Annotated in this window: 14 protein-coding genes; 2 read left to right on the plus strand and 12 right to left on the minus strand. The window is 55.4% G+C overall.

Features of this window, described 5'->3' with window-relative positions; all coding sequences use genetic code 11:
• Positions 1–52: 52 nt before the first annotated feature.
• Entirely contained in the window at positions 53–1384 is a 1332-nt protein-coding gene (gene argA / locus M8Q36_RS01220) for an amino-acid N-acetyltransferase (RefSeq protein WP_020455043.1), read from the plus strand.
• Positions 1385–1414: 30 nt separating this feature from the next.
• Here argA and recD read toward each other — a convergent pair whose 3' ends face one another.
• The 12 genes from recD to rppH form a co-directional block, all read right to left on the minus strand.
• Complete coding sequence (gene recD / locus M8Q36_RS01225) at positions 1415–3250, minus strand: exodeoxyribonuclease V subunit alpha (protein ID WP_249879764.1); 1836 nt, start codon at positions 3248–3250, stop codon at positions 1415–1417.
• On the minus strand, positions 3247–6795 hold the full coding sequence (gene recB / locus M8Q36_RS01230; RefSeq protein ID WP_249879765.1) for an exodeoxyribonuclease V subunit beta: 3549 nt from the start codon (positions 6793–6795) through the stop codon (positions 3247–3249). The genes recD and recB overlap by 4 nt, the downstream gene beginning before the upstream one ends.
• The gene (ptrA, locus tag M8Q36_RS01235; protein WP_249879766.1) at positions 6776–9676 is read right to left on the minus strand and encodes a pitrilysin; all 2901 of its coding nucleotides are present in this window, start codon (positions 9674–9676) and stop codon (positions 6776–6778) included. Before ptrA ends, recB begins: the two co-directional genes overlap by 20 nt.
• 153 nt (positions 9677–9829) lie before the next feature.
• Positions 9830–13201: an exodeoxyribonuclease V subunit gamma gene (recC, locus tag M8Q36_RS01240; protein WP_249879767.1), complete on the minus strand. Its 3372-nt coding sequence runs from the start codon at positions 13199–13201 to the stop codon at positions 9830–9832.
• 12 nt (positions 13202–13213) lie between these two features.
• Positions 13214–13537: a prepilin-type N-terminal cleavage/methylation domain-containing protein gene (locus M8Q36_RS01245; RefSeq protein ID WP_045512468.1), complete on the minus strand. Its 324-nt coding sequence runs from the start codon at positions 13535–13537 to the stop codon at positions 13214–13216.
• A complete protein-coding gene (locus M8Q36_RS01250) occupies positions 13522–13929 on the minus strand; it encodes a DUF2509 family protein (protein WP_249879768.1) in 408 nt (135 codons plus the stop codon). Before M8Q36_RS01250 ends, M8Q36_RS01245 begins: the two co-directional genes overlap by 16 nt.
• Positions 13926–14489, minus strand: coding sequence for a prepilin peptidase-dependent protein (locus M8Q36_RS01255; protein WP_249879769.1), 564 nt, complete (start codon positions 14487–14489; stop codon positions 13926–13928). Before M8Q36_RS01255 ends, M8Q36_RS01250 begins: the two co-directional genes overlap by 4 nt.
• A complete protein-coding gene (locus M8Q36_RS01260) occupies positions 14483–14944 on the minus strand; it encodes a prepilin peptidase-dependent protein (RefSeq protein ID WP_249879770.1) in 462 nt (153 codons plus the stop codon). Before M8Q36_RS01260 ends, M8Q36_RS01255 begins: the two co-directional genes overlap by 7 nt.
• A 184-nt stretch (positions 14945–15128) precedes the next feature.
• On the minus strand, positions 15129–15923 hold the full coding sequence (thyA, locus tag M8Q36_RS01265; RefSeq protein WP_020455052.1) for a thymidylate synthase: 795 nt from the start codon (positions 15921–15923) through the stop codon (positions 15129–15131).
• Positions 15924–15929: 6 nt separating this feature from the next.
• Positions 15930–16805: a prolipoprotein diacylglyceryl transferase gene (lgt, locus tag M8Q36_RS01270; protein WP_045512476.1), complete on the minus strand. Its 876-nt coding sequence runs from the start codon at positions 16803–16805 to the stop codon at positions 15930–15932.
• 155 nt (positions 16806–16960) lie between these two features.
• Positions 16961–19207, minus strand: coding sequence for a phosphoenolpyruvate--protein phosphotransferase (ptsP, locus tag M8Q36_RS01275; protein WP_249879771.1), 2247 nt, complete (start codon positions 19205–19207; stop codon positions 16961–16963).
• Positions 19208–19219: 12 nt separating this feature from the next.
• Positions 19220–19750 (minus strand): RNA pyrophosphohydrolase, encoded by a 531-nt coding sequence (gene rppH, locus M8Q36_RS01280; protein ID WP_017457684.1) that lies wholly within the window; start codon positions 19748–19750, stop codon positions 19220–19222.
• 681 nt (positions 19751–20431) lie between these two features.
• Here rppH and mutH point away from each other — a divergent pair.
• Positions 20432–21127, plus strand: a complete 696-nt coding sequence (mutH, locus tag M8Q36_RS01285) for a DNA mismatch repair endonuclease MutH (RefSeq protein WP_249879772.1) — start codon at positions 20432–20434, stop codon at positions 21125–21127.
• Positions 21128–21147: the final 20 nt, after the last annotated feature.

A 21147-nucleotide genomic window follows, 5' to 3' on the forward strand; every position in this document is an offset into this window, starting at 1 on the left:
GAAAAGAATAAAAATACACAATTTACGAATAATCATGCATTGAGGACAGGCCGTGGTAAAAGAGCGTAGAACCGAACTGGTGCAGGGATTTCGCCACTCCGTTCCCTATATTAATGCCCACCGTGGCAAGACATTTGTCATTATGCTCGGCGGTGAAGCCATTGAGCATGAAAACTTTTCCAGTATTGTCAATGACATCGGCCTGCTGCATAGCCTGGGTATCCGGCTGGTAGTGGTCTACGGTGCGCGTCCACAGATTGACGCGAATCTCGCCGAACACAACCATGAGCCGATTTACCACAAACACACCCGCGTTACCGACGCTAAAACGCTCGAACTGGTTAAGCAAGCCGCCGGGTTGTTGCAACTGGACATCACCGCACGTTTGTCGATGAGCCTTAACAATACGCCGCTGCAAGGCGCGCATATTAATGTTGTTAGCGGCAATTTTATTATCTCTCAGCCTCTGGGCGTGGATGATGGTGTCGACTACTGCCACAGCGGCCGTATTCGTCGTATTGATGAAGAGGCGATTAACCGCCAGCTTGCCAGCGGCGCGATTGTGCTGATGGGGCCGGTGGCAGTTTCGGTCACGGGCGAAAGTTTTAATCTGACCTCGGAAGAGATCGCCACTCAGCTTGCTATCAAACTGAAAGCGGAAAAGATGATCGGCTTTTGTTCATCGCAAGGCGTGATGAACGATGAGGGCGAAATCGTTTCTGAGCTGTTCCCGAATGAAGCGCAGGCGCGCGTCGAGACGCTGGAAGCACGTGGCGATTATCACTCCGGCACCGTGCGTTTCCTGCGTGGCGCGGTCAAAGCCTGCCGCAGCGGTGTGCGCCGCAGCCATTTAATCAGCTACCAGGAAGACGGCGCGCTGTTGCAGGAACTCTTCTCACGCGACGGTATCGGTACGCAAATTGTGATGGAAAGCGCCGAGCAGATCCGCCGCGCCACTATCAACGATATCGGCGGGATCCTGGAACTTATCCGCCCGCTGGAACAGCAAGGGATCCTGGTACGCCGCTCGCGCGAACAACTGGAGATGGAGATCGACAAGTTCACGATCATCGAGCGCGATAACCTGACCATCGCCTGTGCGGCGCTTTACCCCTTCCCGGAAGAGAAAATTGGGGAGATGGCCTGTGTCGCGGTTCATCCCGATTACCGCAGCTCATCGCGCGGCGAAGTGCTGCTGGAGCGCATTGCCGCTCAGGCGAAGCAAATGGGGTTGAGCAAACTGTTTGTGCTGACCACCCGCAGCATTCACTGGTTCCAGGAGCGCGGTTTCACGCCAGTGGATATTGATTCCCTGCCAGAAACCAAAAAAGAGATGTACAACTACCAGCGCCGGTCAAAAGTGCTGATGGCCGATCTCACCTGAGCTTTCGCCCCCGCCTTCTGCGGGGGCTTTTTACATCCGTGAACGAAAGAGTGAATCCAGCCCGCTGCGCCGTTCAGTGCGCGTCGCGATCGCCTGCCCCAGCACGCGTTCGTCGGCATACACCGACAAGCGATTACGGGCGCGGGTTATCGCGGTATAAACCAGTTCACGCGTCACCACCGGTACAATCTGTCCGGGCAGGATCAGCGCAGCATGATCGAACTCCGAACCCTGCGATTTATGTACCGTCATCGCCCACGCGGTATCATGCTCCGGCAAACGGCTTGGCAATACCGGTTTGATCTCGCCATCCGGCATCGGGAACCAGACGCGGATCCCCTGCCCTTGATCCAGCGCGATGCCGATATCGCCGTTAAACAACCCCAACGCCGAATCGTTACGCGAAATCATCACTGGTCGCCCGTGATACCAGCGCGAATGCGCCAGCCGGGTGATCTGGTGCTGACGCAACAGCGCCAGCTCCAGCCGCTCATTCAGCCCGCTGACGCCAAACGGCCCTTCACGCAAGGCGCAGAGCAGCTGGTATTCGCCAAAGGCGGCAATCACCTCTTTCGGCCCGGCGTGGCTTCGCACCAATGAGAGAAAGCGCGCGTAACCCGCCAGCGCATCGTCAATCATGCCCTGATACTCTTCCGCGCTGTTCAGAGGTTTACGCTCAATGTCCGCAAAGCCCTGGCTGAATACCGCTTGCATCGCGCGTTTATCGCCCCGGTTGACGGCGGCGGCGAGCAGGCCAATCCCGGAATCACTGCCAAAGCGGTAGCTTTTTTGCAGCAAACAGAGGCTATCGCGCAAGCTGCCTGCCTCGGCGATACCTTCGGGAACTGGCGTACCGGTCAGACGCGACAATTGCGCTGCACGTTCAGCGCTATACCCGGCATTGACCCACGCGCAGATATCGCCCAGCACCGCGCCGGCCTCCACCGAGGCCAGTTGATCGCGATCGCCGAGGAAAATGACCCGGGCGCGCGAAGGTAGTGCATCAATCAAGCGGGACATCATGGGTAAGTCGATCATTGATGCTTCATCGACGACCAGCACATCCAGATGCAACGGGTTACCCGCATGGTGACGCATGCGCTGGCTGCCGGGCTGGGCACCAAGCAACCGGTGCAGCGTGCTGGCTTCATCCGGCAACATCGCTTTTTGTCGGGCATCCAGTTGCAACTGGCGTAGCGCACTGCCCAGCGATTCGGTCAGGCGCGCGGCAGCTTTACCGGTTGGCGCGGCAAGGCAAATTCGGCACTTGTCGCCGTCCACCATCTGCACCAGCGCGGCAAGCAGTTTCGCCACGGTTGTGGTTTTGCCGGTTCCTGGACCACCGGAAATCACCGAAATCCGCCGCGTAAGCGCCACGGCAGCGGCCACTTTTTGCCAGTTGATTTCCGTTTCCGACGAGGAGGGAAATAGCGTCTCCAGCGTCTGCGCCATTCGCGTTTCATCAACATCCTGCAGTGGCGCTTGTGCGGCAAAAAACGCGGCAACCCGCCGCTCATGACACCACATGCGGTTCAGGTAGAGGCGAGAATCGGTGAGGATCATCGGCGTCGCGGCTTCACATTCGCTCACTGCGGGCGAACGCAGCAAGACGTTACGCCAGTCATCCGGGTTGCCCGCGAGGGCGAATAACTCGCTAAACAGCGGTGAGTCGTTACCGTATGTCTCAGGCGTAAGACGCGCGAGCGGCAGGCATACGTGCCCTTCACCAGTATCATGGCTGAGCAGCGCTGCAGCCAGCATCACGGCGGGTTCCTGTTCCGTGGCGACCGTCAGCGCAAACTGCACATCCAGCGCACGCAGCAACTTCTGCTCCACCGCTTCCTGTAGCAAACTTTGCATACTCATGGCGCAACCTCCGGCGCAACGCCTGCGAACAGGTCGTCCATTTGTGTAATTAATTCAACATCAGGCCGGATAGTGAAAATCCCCTGTTGTGGGTTTTGCGCATCCACGCCACGCAGGAACAGATAAATCACGCCGCCGAAATGGCGTTCGTAGTCATACCCTGTAATGCGATGACGCAAAAAACGGTGCAATGCCAGGCTGTAAAGCTGGTACTGCAAGTCATAACGGTGCGACTGCATCGCCGCCGCCATGGCTGCTTGCGTGTAGGCTTCTGCGCTCTCGCCCAGCCAGTTAGATTTGTAATCCAGCAGGTAATAGCGCCCGTTGTGGCGAAACACCAGGTCGATAAATCCTTTCAACATGCCACGCACATCGCGAAAATCGAGCGGCGGGCAGCCAGCCGAAAGCGGATCATAACGCCGGATGAGTTCATCCAGCGCCTCCGCGCTCAGCGTGGCGCTAATCGGCAGGTAAAACTCCATCTCCACCTGTTTTTCTTTGTTCGTCAGCTGGCTCAGCGAGATGCCCGTTTGCGCCAGCGGCACATGCAGCACGGTTTCCAGCCAGCGGCTGAGCACCGGCTGCCAGTGTGTTTCGTAACCGCCCGCCAGCAATTTCTCTGCAACCCAGGTGTCAGCTATCGGCTGCGTAAAATCCAGGTCTTCAAACAAGCTGTGCAAAAATGTCCCCGGTGCCGCGCCGCGCGGAAACTGATGCGGCGTTAATACCGGCTCCTGCAACGCTTCTCGCTCTCCGGCTGCGTCAATATCCAGACGCGGCAGCAGATCCTGAGCGATGCCATGAGCCCGCTGCTGCAATCCGGAATAGCTGGTGACACGCCAGTCATCGCTGATGCGCCGCGTGATTTCACGCACGCTCAGCGTCGGTGATTCCGTTTGCGGCAGTTGCCAGCGCCCGGCGTCCGGCATTGACGGGATGCAAAGGGCAATATCGTCATTACACAGTTGCTGCAAAACGTTATGCAACGCGGCGGCATCCAGCGCTTCGCCTTTCTGCAAAAGCCGCCCCAGCGCGCTCTGGTGAAAATCACTGGCTCCGGCTTTTTCGCCACGGCGACGAAACAGCGGGGCAACCCCCAGGCTGCAATGCCAGACAGAACGCGTCAACGCCACGTACAGCAAACGCAGGTCTTCGGCCAGACGCTCTGCTTCCGCCAGCGCGACACTCTCTTCGGCATGGCTGAGATCGAGCACGGCGGCAAAGGAGTCACGATCGTGGTAAAAACCCTGATCCTGAATGCGGAAATTGGCGATAAACGGCAGCCAGACTAGCGGATACTCCAGCCCTTTCGATTTGTGGATGGTGACAATCTGCACGAGGTGTTTATCGCTCTCCAGCCGCAATTGCTCGCTTGATGCATTAGCGTTCGGCTCGGCAATACGCTGCGCCAGCCAGCGGGTAAGCGCGTGTTCACTTTCCAGTTGCGTCCCCGCCTCCTGCAACAACTCGCTGATGTGCAGGATATCCGTCAGCCGTCGTTCACCGCCGGGGGTCGCCAGCAAGTTTTCCGCCACATGTCGCGCACTCATCAGCCTGCGCAGCATCGCCATCACACCGCGTTTTTGCCACAGCTCGCGATAGCCGGAAAACTCTTCGACAATCTCATCCCACGCCAGCTCATTCTGGTTGAGCGCATCAATATCCTGCGCGGTAAGCCCCAGCAAGGAAGTCGCCAGCGCACTGCGCAGCGTACTTTCGCGCTCCGGCGCCAGCACCGCCTGCAACAGCCACAGCAACTCCTGCGCTTCCGGTGTTTCAAAAACGCTGTCGCGGTTGGAAAGGTATACAGACGGAATATTCAGTAACGTCAGTGCATCGCGGATAAGCGAGGCTTCATGGCGGCTGCGCACCAGCACGGTAATATCCGACGCTTTTACCGGCCGCGCGTTTTCCCCTTCATACAGCAGCGCTTCGCCCCGCAGCCCGGCGCTCAGCCAGTCGCGGATTTGCGCTGCGCATAACTGCGCCATAAATCCCTGATAATCTCCGACGCTTACGCCTTCGCCCTCCATCAGCCACAGCTTCATCGCAGGCTGCGTTTCTCCCTGATACGCAAAGCGTAAGCCTGCGTTTTTGCCGGCTGCTTTTACCGGCAGGAACGGGATCTGACGGAACATGAAAGCGTCGTCCATCCGGCTGAAGAGCTGGTTGACGCTGGCAATCATGCCTGGCGACGAGCGCCAGTTGGTATCCAGCGTATAGCGGGCGCTTACTTCATCGCGCGCTTTCATATAGGTGAAAATATCCGCGCCGCGAAAAGCGTAAATGGCCTGTTTTGGGTCGCCAATCAGCAACAAACCACAATCCGGCTGTTTCAACCAGATGCGGCTAAAAATACGGTACTGCTGCGGGTCGGTATCCTGAAATTCATCGATCATCGCAACCGGGAAACGGGTGCGGATTGCCGCAGCCAACGCTTCGCCGTTCGGGCTTCGCAGGGAATCATCAAGGCGGCTGAGCATGTCGTCAAAGCCCAGCTCGCCGCGCCGGCGTTTCTCTTTTGCCACCGTTTCACGAATCTCACGCATCGCGCTGGTCAGCACCAGATCGTTAAGCGTCAACGACTGCGCCAGCAAGTTTTCAATGGCGACGAAAAGCGGGTGTTCTGGCACAACGCCGTCAGGTTTTGTGCGTTCAGTAAGAAAGGACTGAGTGAATTTTTCCAGCGCGTCCGGCAACAGGTAACTGCGGGTCTCTTCCTGCGCCCAGGTGGAGATTTTCTCGATCCACTTCGCCTGGTTGCCACGGTTAAATTTACGCCGGTCAATACCGGAATTTTCGAGCAGTGGCTCGATTTCATTAACGCAAGCGCTCCACTGACGCTTCACCTCGCCAATCTGCGCAATAATTTGCTGATGGCGCGAGGCCAGCGTTTCGTCTGCCGCTGGCGGCGTTTTAATTTGCGGCGCTTCCCCTTGCAGATAGCGGTCGATCGCTTTCAGCAGATCCTGCGGTCCTTTCCACGAAGCATGGATAACTTCAGCAATTTCACGCGCTAGCGGGTAGCAGTGACGACGCCAGAAATCCGCACAGGCCTGGTAACGCAGCAGCGACTCATCTTCCAGCAGTTGCAGTTCAAACAGCATGCCGGATTCGAAGGCATTCAGACTCAGCATGCGCTGGCAAAAACCGTGGATCGTAAAGATTGCCGCTTCGTCCATTTGCCGCTCTGCCAACAGCAGCCACTGCGCCGCCTGTTGCTTATCGGCAATCTCGTCCAGCAGGCGTGCGTATAGCGGGTTATCGCTCGTTTCGCGCAGGCAAGCAATGCGCAACTCATGGATGTTACTGCGAATGCGGCCGCGCAGCTCTTCTGTCGCGGCCTCGGTGAACGTCACCACCAGCAGTTCTTCAACGCTGAGTGGGCGCGGGTAGGCGGCGCTGCCGCCTAACCCTAATAGCAGCCGCAAATAGAGCGCGGCAATGGTAAAGGTTTTACCGGTACCCGCCGAGGCTTCAATCAGGCGCTCGCCGGTGAGCGGCAAGCGCAGGGGATCAAGGGTCTCAGCGGTCGTTTCTCTCATCTTTCTCGGTCATCTTCGGTAAGGTTTGCTGCAACGCGCTGGTGCTATCCCAGACCTTCCAGCCTTGCGGGCGGGCATAATCTGCTTTACCGCTCTGGCTACCGGAGATCTGCGACAGGATCGCCATACCTTGCGGCTCTACCACCGCCTGATGGAAGAAATCGGCAAGTTTTTGCGGCGTCAGCAGTTTTATCTGAGCGACTACTTTATCACGCGAATCGAAGCGCATATTGCCACGATCAAAATCTTTGCTGAGTTTGGAAGCTTCTTCACCTAACGTTTGCGGCGCTTGCGTAAGTTGCGCGATGACGCCCTGCTGAAGCTGCGCAAACTCTTCCGGCTTCATTGCCCTTAATTTCGCTTCTGCGGTGGGGAAGAAAGCCTTGTAGCGCTCCCAGAGATAGGCTGGCTGCTTATCATTGCTTTGCAACAAGAACCCCATACCCCACTGGCGGCCTACGCTCATAGGGAAGGCGAACACAGCATACCCCAGTTGTTCTTCTGTACGCAGTTGGTTATAGAACCACGGCTGCACGATTTGCCCTAACATCGCGCTGTATGCCGAACTGCTGAACTCATCAAAACCGGTGGGTACAAACACCGCCGCGAGTGCGGAGTCCGTGCTATTGCCCGCTTTTTCAAAGCTCACATTCTGCTGCTTGTCCACCACGACGTTCTGGTTTCGGCACCACACCGTACCGTTAGCGCCAAGCTGTTTTTGCACCTCATGAGCGAGGTCTTTCGTCTGCTGTTCGCTCAGGTTACCCACCACCAGGAATTCCGGACGCGCATTATCTTTCAGCGCATCGCGGTAGTGCAAAATATCCTGCAAGGTAATAGATGGCAGCAGTGCGCGACGCTCTTCACGCTGGAAATAAGGCACCTGTGACAACATCTGGATCGGCATGATTGCCTGATCGAACGCTTTGCCTTTTTCGGCAGAATCCATCATCTGCGCATACCAGGATTTGGCCTGGGCAAGCTGTTCTTCCGTCGGCGTATAGCTGAAATAACCCGCCAGCAGTGCCTGGAAAAGCTGCGGCAAACGCTGGGTATAACCGTTGGCGTTGAGCATCAACCCGTTATTGGCGTTGGTGGAAAAACTGATGCCACCGACCGCCGCCTGATTGCTGAGCTGATCGAGTGCCAGCCCCGCCAGATAATCGTTAAGGGCAAATATCACCTGGTTTTTTGCGCTATCCATCGCCTGCGGGTTACGCAGCACCACGCTGACATCCGCTTTGGGCTCATTGGCGAAATACTGGCTTGGCATATACACCACGCGCAGCGTCGGCTCATCGACAATCAATTCAGGGTGTTCGTACTGCTTCGCCGGTTTTATCAGCGAGAAATCATCCGGAATGTAGGGGTTCAACTCCGGGAATTTCAGCGCAATACGGCTCTGGCGCGTCTGCCAGTCGGCATAGGTTTCCGGCGTGATCTTATTCACCTGGTAAGGCGCTTCAACAAAATAGGCCGTTTTATTGTGCGGTTCATCCGGGCTGATGTACCAGATACGCGCATTTTGCGGCGTCATCTCATCAAGACGCGCCTGTACCGCTTTGGCATCGAACCTATCGGCAATGTTCACCGAATCCAGCGTATGGGCGACAGGTACGCGGATCATGGTATCCGCCAGCCACTCGACGTAATCCATATCGCGGGTAATAGAGGGATAGCGGAAATCGAGATCGAGAATATGTGACAGCTCGTCGAAATAGCGTTTATCAACGCCTTTTTCGCGCAGCAGTTGCAGGTAGCTGAAAATAGCAGCCACAACTTCATCACGATTGGCCTGGCCTTTATCGGTCAGCGTTGCAGAGATGGCCAGCACGCCACTGTTGCCGTTCACCACCGGATCGGAATCACCGCGAATACCTTCTACCAACCCCTGACTTTGCAGCCAGTCCGAGAGCGTGCCCGGGCTGCGGTTGCCAATCAAATAGGTGATAAGCTCGTCCGTTTTGCTACGAAAGGCGGCGGTATTGTTATCGATACGAAATTCCACACGCAGCACTTTACGCGGCACCGCCGGGACATAGTGGATAATGATGCCTTTCTGCGCATCGGTCACCACAGGAACCGTGATGTCCGGCTTGTCGATATTCTTATTCGGCACACGGCCATACGTTTCGACAGCAATTTTCGCCAGATCCGCTAATGGGCGGTTACTGTAGATCACCGCCTTCATCAGGTTGGCCGAATAGTATTTATCGCGAAACGCCAGCAGAGCGGCATGAACAGGGCTGCCGGGCTTATCACTCAGGGTTTCAAGGTTACCGCCGGAGAATCGCGCACCGGGGTGTGCCGGGTTGATGGTTTCCGCGCTGACCTGCGCCATACGCATACCGTCACGGGTGCGGGCCATTGTCAGCTCGGCGTTGACCGCGTTGCGCTCGCGTTCACCATATTTTTTATCCAGCATGGGAGCGGCAATGGCATCGGCTAAACGGTCAACAGCTCCTTCCAGCGCATTGTTTTCCACTTCCAGATAATAAGCGGTGCGATAAGGCGCGGTGCTGGCATTGTGGCTGCCACCATGCAGCTTAAGAAATTCGGCCAGACTATCGGGCTGCGGGTATTTTTTCGAACCCATCAGTGTCATGTGCTCAAGATAGTGAGCAAGGCCGGGGTGCGCATCCGGATCTTCCAGCGAGCCGACCGGCACCACCAGCGCAGAGAGCGATTTGACCGCCTGCGCGTCGGACACCAGCAACACAACCATGCCGTTATCAAGGCGTATCGCCTGATATTGCCGGGTATCTTTGTCGCTCTTACGGATAGTTTCCTGAACAGGTTGCCAACCGTTGTCTGCCTGACTGAATGAAGCCCAGAGGGCAAAAAACAGGACGAAAGCTTTGAACCAGGTGCTGCGGGGCATTCACGAACCTCATCATTAACTTTTCCGGCTCGCCCAGGGATAATCGAGAAAGCCGGGTAAACCTGTGCTGGCTGAGCCAGCACTCTTGTTATATCAGTCCGTGACCGTCGCGCATGATAATGGATGCAACCATTTCGCGCAATTTTTATACAATCAATCGGACTGGTTGTGTCGATAAAGCGGTAACAGAAAACGCTGCGCTTGTTTGGTAATTTCAGCGTAGTACTCAGGTTCAAGGGTTCGCCACAGGCGCTGATACCAGACATCATCGCCTTCACCGCGTACCACCATGTTGCCTTCATACGCTTGCAGGAATTTACTCTGCGCTTTTTGTAACGTCTCTTCGTCCTTTAACATGGCATCATTTGCCGCGTCATAACAGACTTTTATCCATGCGCCGCCGCTTTCCGGCAACAGCAGGAGCGGTTTCACCATGCCTTCCCGATAGCCTTCAATCAGCGTTGCCAGATATTCCAGCGCCTTATCAGCGGGTAGCGGGGGAAAACACCATTCGCCCTCTTTGCGAACGAACAAGCGGCTGGTGCCGGTGCCGCCTCTGGCACAATAGACAAGATGTTCCAGCCAAAGTTGCAGGCCTTGTGAAACGTTCAACAAGGCCGGGCGCCAGCGCAATAGCCCATCTGGCTGCACACGCGGCAGCCATCCGGTGAGATGAACGCCTGCACAATGCAGGTCAATTTCGAGGCTGTCAGAAGGCTGGCGATATTCAATGACGCGGTTAGCCAGTTCCTGCATTTCCTGACATTGGGTTTCCCAGATAATTTCACCAAACGCCCCATAAGGCAGTACGCCAGCCGCGCGGTAGCGGCGAAAAAGCTTCTCTGCGTCCTGCTCTTCGACCAGCGTATTTAATATCTCCTGATTGAGCTGGTAACGGCTCAGACCATCAATGATAAACGGCTCAGCATCCGGAATTTCACTCTCCTCCGGGCGGAAATTAACGCGCAGGCGCATCTGGAAAAAGGCGCGCACCGGATGCGCCCAAAAACGCTGGAGCTGATCAAAAGTGAGCGTTTCAAGCGGCACGTCATCCAGCGCTTGAATAAACTCCGCATGCGCCTGGCCCTCTGAACTCGCAGCCGGTAGCCAGTCGCGGACATAACTTTGCCACTCATCAGCCGTATAGTTTGCCGGATCAAACGGCATACGCGTATGCAGATGCGTAATATGTGCCTTTACCCGCTGCTCGCTTTCATCGCAATTAAGCAAGGCATCGCCTGGCAAATAGTGGCTCTGCCCAATGTAATCCACCAGCTCCTGCACCAACACCGAGGGAAAGCGCTCTTTGTTATCCTGGATAGAGCGGCCGATATAGCTGATATAGAGCTGCTGTTGCGCTGAGTTAAGCGCTTCGAGGAACAAGTAGCGGTCATCATCCCGACGGCTGCGGTCGCCTCGCTGCGGTTTCTGGCTCATCAGGTCAAACCCCAGCGGAGGCAGTGCTCGCGGGTAGACACCATCATTCATGCCCAGCAGACAGACCACTTTAAACGGAATAGAGCGCATCGGCATCAGGGTGCAGATATTCACAGGCCCCGCGAGGAAACGCTGACTGATACGCTCCTGATCGAGGCGCTGAGCCAGCTCGTCACGCAGTAGCGAAAGCGGGATCGCGTCGTGATAATTGGCACCAACGCCCTGCGCGATAATGTCCTGCCACTGCTGTTCAATAAGAGCCAGCGCAGCTTCTGTGTCCTGGTCTGGCAGGAAAAAGTCATTAAGCATGTCACGGCAAACCGGGAGCCACTCTTCCAGCGGTCGCGCCTCAGACAAGCCGCGACGCCAGATATTAAGCTGCATCAACAGCTCCGCCAGGTGGCCAACTAACTCCGCGATAAGCCCGCTGGATTCGTCATACGGTAAAATCGACTGCCACTCACCCTGGCGGCTTTCCATCGCATAACCGAGCAGCATTCGCGTCAGGCCAAATTGCCAGGTGTGCTGCCCGGTCGGGGGTAATTCAAGCTCGCGAACGTTGTCGTCGTCCATTCCCCAGCGAATGCCGGACTCATTGACCCATAAACGCAGGTAACGCAGCCCCTCTTCATTGATGTTGAAACGCGCCGCCAGCACCGGAACATCCAGCAGCGCCAGCACATCTTCACTCACAAAGCGGCTGTCCGGCAGGGAGAGCAAACTGATAAAGGCTTGCAGCGCCGGATGAGCCTGCCGCGCGCGGCGGTCGGAAATAGCATAGGGAAGATAACGCTCACCAGTGGCGCTGCCGAAAACCGCCTGAATATACGGGCTGTAGCTGTCGATATCGGCGACCATGACCACGATATCGCGAGGCGTCAGTTCAGGATCTTCTTCCAGCATCGTTAGCAGCCGGTCATGCAGGATCTCTACTTCTCGCTGCGGGCTGTGGCAGATATGCACCGTTACGCTGCGATCGTTGGGATCAAGCAGACGTTTTTTATCACTGCGGGAAAACTCTTCTGCCGTTACGCCCGCCACCGCACCATTTTGCAGTTCCAGGATGTCGTACTTCAGATTTTGCAGCAGCGAGCCGGGCGTAATGTCGACGAAAGCATCCAGCTCTTCATAGCGCTCCATGCCCGCCAGCAGGAAAATGTTGTCCCGTCCCAGTTTGCCCCATGAAGCCAGCAAAGGGTTACCAACATCCTGCTCGCCATCGGCATTGAACAGACCTTCGGCATTTTGCGTATCACGGAACAGCGGAAACTGTCGGTTTTCCCGGTGATGCCGACGATTACGGGTGATCAGTTTCGCCAGAAACGCCGGATCTTTAATGTCGCCCCAGTAGTAACGGCAGGGATTCGTAAACAAAAGATGAACATCAATATGCTTACCCAGCGCCTGAAGCGCTTGCAAATAGATGGGCGGCAGCGCGGAAATCCCACAAATAAAGACGCGCGAAGGCAAACCGGCGGGCCGCTGCTCAGCCGATTCAAGCTTATCGATAAAACGCTGGTAGAGGTTGGCACGATGCCAGTGTGGCTGCCCCAGCGCGGCGGTATGTTCCACCAGTGCACGCCACAGCGGTGCTTGCCAGCGCTGCGCTTCATCCAGCCCGTCGATCTGTTCACCCGCTTCCCATCGTGTTAGCCATTCCGGGCGGTAAACCAGATATTGATCGTAGAGATCCGCCACGCGTGAAGAGAGCTGGAAGAGTTTACGCTTGTCATCGTCGTCATTCAGGTAATTGCGCAACATGGTGAACGCGTCTTGCTCCAGCATGCCGGGCAATAGCGACATCAGCTTCCAGCTCATACTCTGTTTGTTAAATGCGCTCTCTTTCGGAATGCCGTCCAGTACGGTGACGAACATTTCCCAGATAAAACTCGCAGGTAGCGGGAAGGTAATATTGGCGGCAATACTAAACTTCTGCGCGAGCATCATTTGCAGCCATTGCGCCATGCCGGTGCTCTGCACCAGTACAACTTCTGGCTCAAAGGGATCGTCGAGCCTGTTATGCTCAACAATAAACTCCATCAATGCTTCCAGCACATCCAGACGATTGGAGTGGTAAACCCTTAACATAAGCGCTCCTGACTACTGACTGTTCGGGCAAAATAATCGCGTCATTTGCCCCTGCCTGCCCGCTGGCGAACTAACGGTAACGTTGATGCTGACACATCCCCCGGTGGTTGTCTGCCCCCGCTGAACCTGCCAGCCTGGCGGTAACGATGATACTTCTGGTTGCGCCTGTTCCCAGGCGTAGCGCCATAGCTGTCGCCACTGGCTGGTGGATACAAACCCTGAGGCCAGCGCACGATGATAACCGCCAAGCGCGGTAACAACCATCACCATTAGCACCATAGCCAGCAGAACTTCGGTAAGGCTAAAGCCCCGTTGTTTGTTTACGGCAACCGGCATAGCGCTTCCTCTTTCAGTGGACAAAAATCACTCCAGCCATGAGACAAAAAACGGACCTGCGCCCCCTCCACACGCCCCAGATGCCACAGCGATGTTTCAGCGTTTGCGACAATCAGCAGCGCGGCTCCATCGGTAAAAACGCGTAAACAACTGCGAACATTTTGCCCGGCACTTTGCTGGCACTGCAGCGCGGGCTGGGCAGGCCAGGTTTGATGACGCGCCCACTCCATGGCCGAAGTGATTTCCGCAGCGTTGCGTATCCCCTGGTTTTCATTGTTCACGCGCCAGATATGGCTGCTCAATTGCAGATTTAAACCGTGCAACATCAGGCTACCCAACAGCAATAACAGCAAAACCAGCGCCAGTGACGACATCCCTCGTTGCCGGTTCATAAGTTGTACCCGGTCACATTTAAATCAGCGGTAAAGGGTTGCCCGACATTCCCCGGAACACGCGCCGAGAGTGTGATCGCGAGCTGTGGTGCAAACCCCGGCGTCTGACGCTGAGCGACATGAAAACGCTCAATGCTCATTTGGGCAGGATCGGTGATTTTTTCCCAGCCCCGGCCATTGCAAGACGTTGCTCCACGCATGATTTCGAGTGCGCCACTTTGCAGCCGAAAGCCGGTTTGTTCCGGTTCGCTGCTTGCCGATGACTCCCAGCGCCCATTGCTGTTGGCGTCCCACTGAGCAATAACACAGTCTCCAGTGCTATTGATAACCAGCGGCTGGCCACTACAGCTACCATTGCAATATCCCGCTCGCTGGAGATGTTTTGCGATGCCACGCAGTTGCAGCCAGAGATCGTCTTCCACCGTCTGGATACGCGTGTGCTGCGTTACTGCCAGCTGTAGCGCTGGTAAAAAACGGGCAGACGCCAGTAACAGCACGCTGCCGATTGCCATCGCCAGCACGGTTTCCAACAGTGAAAACCCTTTTTGCCTGTCTAACATAGATTCTCCGCTGATGGCTGACACATTCTGATCCTGCCCCATGCCGAAACCACCACTCGCCACTCTCCTGCACTGCTACGCAGCCGAATATTGCCGGGCCAGGCAGTGTTGCGCAGTCCAAAGAACCCCAGCGAAGGTGTCACATCAACCAGCGTGACATCAGGCCATTGAGGCTGCAGTGAGTAAGCGTTCTGCACAGCGCAGTTTTGCGACGGCGAATTCACCAGGCACCAGCGTTCGCCTTCGCGAATGCCATATACCAGCTGTGAACGGTTGTGCCAGTTGGCATCATCGCGCAGACGTTCAAGCAAATGCCGCACCTGCAACGCGGTTTGCCACAGCCGCTGCTGCGCCTGCCAACTCTGCCAGCCAGAGATGCCCGCTCCGCTCAGGATAACAATCAGCACCATTGCGACGAGGGTTTCAATCAGGGTGAAGCCATCTTCTTTTTTCATGGCGGCAGTGTGTCGTTAGCATGCATTCAGATCGAGGGGCAAACAGAGAGGTTACGAGGCGGTACGAAAGAAATGCATCACGTTGCAGTGAGTTGCAGATGGGTTGGAAGCAGGGCCGAAGAAACAATTATCGGGGAAAAAAAACCGGTACGTTGCCGCACCGGTTATGACATGTTGGTAGAAGTCAGATAGCGACAGGCGCTTTGATGGCCGGATGCGGATCGTAACCTTCGATTTCGAAGTCTTCGAAACGGTAGTCAAAAAGCGACTCAGGCTTACGTTTGATAACCAGTTTCGGCAACGCACGCGGTTCACGACTTAATTGCAGACGCGTTTGTTCCAGGTGATTGCTGTAAAGATGGGTGTCGCCACCGGTCCAGACGAAATCGCCCGGTTGCAGATCGCACTGCTGAGCCATCATATGCACCAGCAACGCATAGCTGGCGATGTTGAACGGCAGACCAAGGAACACATCGCAGGAGCGTTGGTAGAGCTGGCAGGAGAGCTTGCCGTCCGCCACGTAGAACTGGAAGAACGCGTGGCAGGGGGCCAGCGCCATTTTGTCCAGTTCACCTACGTTCCACGCGGAGACAATAATGCGGCGTGAATCCGGGTCGTTTTTCAGCTGGTTAATCACTGTTGTGATCTGGTCGATATGGCGGCCGTCAGGTGTAGGCCACGCGCGCCACTGTTTGCCGTAAACCGGGCCAAGATTGCCCTCTTCGTCGGCCCATTCGTCCCAGATGGTGACTTTGTTTTCGCGCAGATAGGCAATATTGGTGTCGCCCTGCAGGAACCACAGCAGCTCATGAATAATTGAACGCAAATGGCAGCGCTTGGTGGTCACCAGCGGAAAGCCGTCCTGCAGATTAAAACGCATCTGATGGCCAAAAATAGACAGCGTGCCTGTCCCGGTGCGGTCGTTTTTCGGGGTGCCTTCATTCAGCACCTTTTGCATCAATTCTAAATACTGTTTCATGGTTCCTCAGGAAACGTGTTGCGGCGAACGATGGCGGTACGCCCAAATCATCATGATTGCGCCTGCAACGATCATCGGGATGGAGAGGATCTGCCCCATGCTGATGTATTGCACCCACTCGCCGGTAAACTGCGCGTCGGGCTGGCGGAAGAACTCAACGATGATACGGAACGCGCCGTAGCCAATCAGGAACAAGCCGGAGACCGCGCCCGTCGGGCGAGGTTTGCGAATAAACAAGTTAAGGATGATAAACAGCACAATGCCTTCCAGCGCCAGCTCGTAAAGCTGAGACATATGACGCGGCAACATGCCGTAAGTATCAAACAGTGATTGCCACTCCGGATGTGAAGGCAGCAGCGCCATATCTTCTGCCCGTGAGCCAGGGAACAGCATGGTATAGGGGAATGACGGATCAACGCGTCCCCACAGCTCACCGTTGATAAAGTTACCCAGGCGCCCTGCGCCAAGGCCAAACGGGATCAGAGGCGCAATAAAATCAGAAACCTGGAAGAAGCTGCGTTTGGTGCGTCTGGCGAAGATAATCATCACCACAATCACGCCAATCAAACCGCCGTGGAAAGACATGCCCCCGTCCCATACGCGGAACAGATAAAGCGGATCGTCCAGGAAAACCGGGAAGTTATAGAACAGCACATAGCCGAGACGGCCGCCGAGGAAAACACCGAGAAAGCCCGCGTAAAGCAGGTTTTCAACTTCGTTTTTTGTCCAGCCACTGCCCGGACGATTCGCCCGGCGCGTTGCCAGCCACATCGCAAAAACGAAGCCCACCAGGTACATTAATCCGTACCAGTGGAGAGAAACCGGTCCAATGGAGAAAATCACCGGATCAAAATCCGGAAAATGCAGATAGCCACTGTTCATCTGTCACCACAACTTGTTGTTATTCCGCCGAAAGTGGACAGCGGTTCACCTACGCGACCGCAATTGCTGGTCGCTCCAAAGCTGCGAATCATAGCATAAGGCACCGCGAGCGGGTGGCGGCGAAGTTGTAAAAGTTATGTATATCCCTGAGCCAGCTAAATTCCGCCGCGAATCAGGCCGCCCAGCCCACGGCGTTCCATAAATGCGGCAATTTGATGACGCACTTCTGTCGCCAGTTGCGCATCCAGCGTACGTCTCGCCAGCGTTTGCGCCTCTTCACAGTCAATGCGCCGCAGCAAATATTTAATGCGCGCTACTGAGCGTCCGTTCATGGAAAGATGGCGGTACCCCAGACCAATAAGCACGGCGACGCACATCGGATCACCGGCCATTTCGCCGCACAGACGGATATCAATACCTAACCGTTCTGATTCATCGGCAATCATCGCCAGCGCCCGCAGCACTGCCGGGTGCAAACTGTCGTACATATTTGCCACGCGGGTATTGTTACGATCGACGGCCAGGATGTATTGCGTCAGGTCGTTGGTGCCAACCGAGATAAAATCGACGCGGTTCGCCAGGTGCGACAGCATAAACACCATTGACGGCACTTCCAGCATCACCCCGATACGCGGTTTAGGAATTGCGTAACCAATCATCTCTTCGACTTCACGACCGGCGCGTTCAATCAGTCTGCGTGCTTCATCGATTTCGTCGATGCTGGTGATCATCGGCAACAGAATGCTGAGATTCCCTGTCGCCGCATTGGCGCGCAGCATGGCGCGCACCTGCACCAGGAAAATTTCCGGCTGGTCGAGGGTAATCCGAATTCCGCGCCAGCCAAGGCAAGGGTTCTCTTCGCTTATGGGCATATAAGGCAATTGCTTATCCGCGCCGACATCCAGCGTACGCAGCGTCACGGGCTTGTCGTTAAACATCTGCAACATGCCCTGGTATTGCGCCACCTGTTCCTCTTCGGACGGGAAACCACTTTGCAACATAAACGGGATTTCGGTGCGATAAAGCCCAATACCGTCGATGCGGCTGCCCAGTTTCTCTTCATGTTCCGGGCTTAAACCCGCGTTCAGCATCACCTTCACCCGCTCGCCGCTTTTAAGCTGCGCGGCCAGGTTCACATCATCTTCGGCAAGGCGGCTGAGTTCATTCTCTTCGCTGATAAGGCGCTGGTATTCCTGCAACAGCACCGGTTCAGGATCCACCAACAGCTCACCGCGATAACCGTCCACCACCAACATGCGACGTTGCAGCACGGCGGGCTGAATATCTGCCCCCATTACCGTCGGGATGCCAAGCGCGCGCACCATAATCGCCGCGTGCGAGTTTGACGCGCCATCGCGCACTACCACGCCCGCCAGCCTGTCGTGCGGCAACTCCGCAAGCGTAGTGGCAGAGAGTTCCTCGGCAACCAGGATAAAGCGCTCCGGCCAGCTGTTTGGCCCGGAAATAGAGTCATCGAGGTGGAATAACAAACGCTGGCCCAGCGTGCGCAAATCCCCTGAGCGCTCCTTCAGGTAGCCATCGCTGAGCGCTGCGAACTGCTCAGCAAAACTTTCAATAACGGTTTTTACCGCCCATTCGGCCACCACGCCCCTGTCGACTTCTTCAAACAACTCACGGCGCAAGCGCGCGTCGGAAAGCAGGTGAGAATAGAGATCGAAAATTGCCGCCGTCTCTTTTTGCGCTCCGGCGGCGAAACGTTTGCTGTAACGGCGAAATTCATTGGCAGCTTCTTCAAGAGCTGCCGTGAGCCTTTCGCGCTCAAGCGAGGTATCAAGCGTCGAGGCCGGATAAACCTGCTCCATTAACGGCAGCGTTTCGTCAACCCAACCTTCAGCGATAGCGACACCCGGCGCTGCCGGCAAGGCGCGAATTCGCGTCTGCCGATACTGACCAAACAGCGCATTTAATTGTGACTGGGAGAGAATGGCCGCCATCTGGGTGGCAAGCGTAACCAGAAAGGATTCTTCACTTTCATCGTACTGGCGTAGCTCACGCTGTTGTACCACCAGCACGCCAAGCAACTGGCGGCGTTGAATAATAGGTACGCCAAGAAAAGCGCGAAAGCGCTCTTCTTTAACAGCGGGAATATATTTAAAACTGGGGTGTTTTTGTGCATCCGCCAGGTTGATGGGTTCCGCCAGCCTGCCTACCAGGCCGACAATCCCTTGATCGAATGCGAGCGTGACGGTGCGACCACGCGGCTTTTTTAAACCGCGCGTCGCCATCAGGTAATAACAACGCCGGTCGTGATCTGCGAGATAGACCGAGCACACTTCGGTTTCCATCGCCAGACAAACGTCGGTAACCAATATTTCCAGCGCTTCGTTAAGGCGTGGCGCGCTGGCGACTTTCTCAACTATTTCTCGCAGTCGGGTGAGCATAATATGGGTGGCTTAACCTCGTTTACGTCGCCAGGCAGGCGCACTTTGCGGCTTCGGAGGCGTTTCCTGAAGCGACATCACCGCGCTTGCAAACTCTTTCATCACCCGCCGGTAGACATCGCGTTTAAACGACACTACCTGGCGAACAGGATACCAGTAGCTCACCCAACGCCAGCCATCAAATTCGGGCGTACTACTGGTCTGCATGTTGATCTCACTGTCGTTACCGATCAACTGCAAAAGAAACCATTTTTGTTTCTGGCCGATACAAACCGGCTTTGTGTCCCAACGCACCAAACGTTTCGGTAACTTGTAACGCAACCAGTTACGCGTAGAAGCAAGGATACGAACATCTTTACGACTTAAGCCCACTTCCTCGAACAGTTCCCGGTACATTGCTTGTTCCGGAGACTCGCCAGGGTTAATTCCTCCCTGGGGAAACTGCCATGAGTGCTGTCCAAAGCGTCTGGCCCACATGACCTGACCTTGTCGATTACAGATTACGATTCCAACATTTGGGCGGTAGCCATCGTCATCAATCACCGGACTACCTCAAAAAAAGTCTGAATAAAGCGATTGTTTCACACTCCCGGAAAACGGTAAACCACTCTATGACAGGGATACGAACGAATAACATTTGAATAACTCACAGTAATCATCAAAGTTATAAACAGAAAGCGATGCTGACGACGGTTTTTATTCACCTTTTCTGTGGATAGAGTTGTGAAAAAGTATGGAATTACCCAGGGAAAACCCGGAACAGTCTGAATAGCCCCGTTCTAGGCCAAAGAAATAACATACAGTAATTCATGTAGTTAAATAGCTGTTGAACCGATAACAGCCCCATAATGTGACGATCATCACCTTAAGGATCCTGGCGCTGATGAAAGATCGAACAGAGCCGAATTTATCCACAGATTATGCCAATAAGTTAGGCACATTTTGTGCAGAATTTCGATTTTCCTCGCACGTCAAGGCTGTAAATCGAAACAGTAGTGGCACTTTTCCCCAGTTATCCCACTTTTCTGTGGATAACATGGTGTAAGATCCTGTTTATTGTCAGTGACCAGATTTGGAAAACCCGGCACACAGTTGCGCAACTCATCAAAACCCTCGTTAAATTCCCTTATAAATCATCTAATTGCTCACACAGGACAGAAAAAGGTACACTGCCTGGCTACGGTGCAAAACTAGCGGTTACTTTTTAGACAAAAGGTTTTTAACATGTTCGCGTTGGCTCCTTTCACTTCACCGCCTGAATCAGAAGCGCAATTACTGGCCCAGGCGCAGCGCCTGGCGGGCTACACGCTCGGCGAACTGGCCGCGCTGGCAGGCTTGCCCGTTCCGCGCGATTTAAAGCGTGATAAAGGCTGGACGGGTGTTCTGCTGGAGCTGTGGCTCGGCGCCAGCGCAGGCAGTAAACCCGAGCAGGATTTTGCCGCGCTGGGCGTTGAGCTAAAAACCATTCCGGTCGATAACCAGGGACGCCCGCTGGAGACCACGTTTGTTTGCGTGGCTCCCCTTACTGGCAACAGTGGCGTCGTGTGGGAAACCAGCCATGTGCGACATAAGCTCAAGCGCGTCTTATGGATCCCAATTGAAGGTTCCCGCGAGATCCCGGTGGCGGATCGCCGCGTCGGATCGCCGCTGCTCTGGAGCCCAAATGCGGAAGAAGAGCAGCAGTTACGGCTCGACTGGGAAGAGTTGATGGACTTGATTGTGTTAGGCCAGGTTACCCGCATTACCGCCCGTCACGGCGAAGTTTTGCAACTGAGGCCAAAGGCGGCCAACAGCAAAGCGCTGACCGAAGCCATCGGCGAACATGGCGAAACCATTCTGACCTTGCCGCGCGGCTTTTACCTGAAAAAGAACTTCACCGGCGCACTGCTGGCGCGCCACTTTTTGCTCTCACAGCATTAAATTTTTGCCTAAGCCACAGC

Origin of the sequence: Kosakonia sp. R1.Fl (assembly GCF_023516815.1) — a bacterium.
In the GTDB taxonomy this organism is placed as follows: Bacteria; Pseudomonadota; Gammaproteobacteria; order Enterobacterales; family Enterobacteriaceae; genus Kosakonia.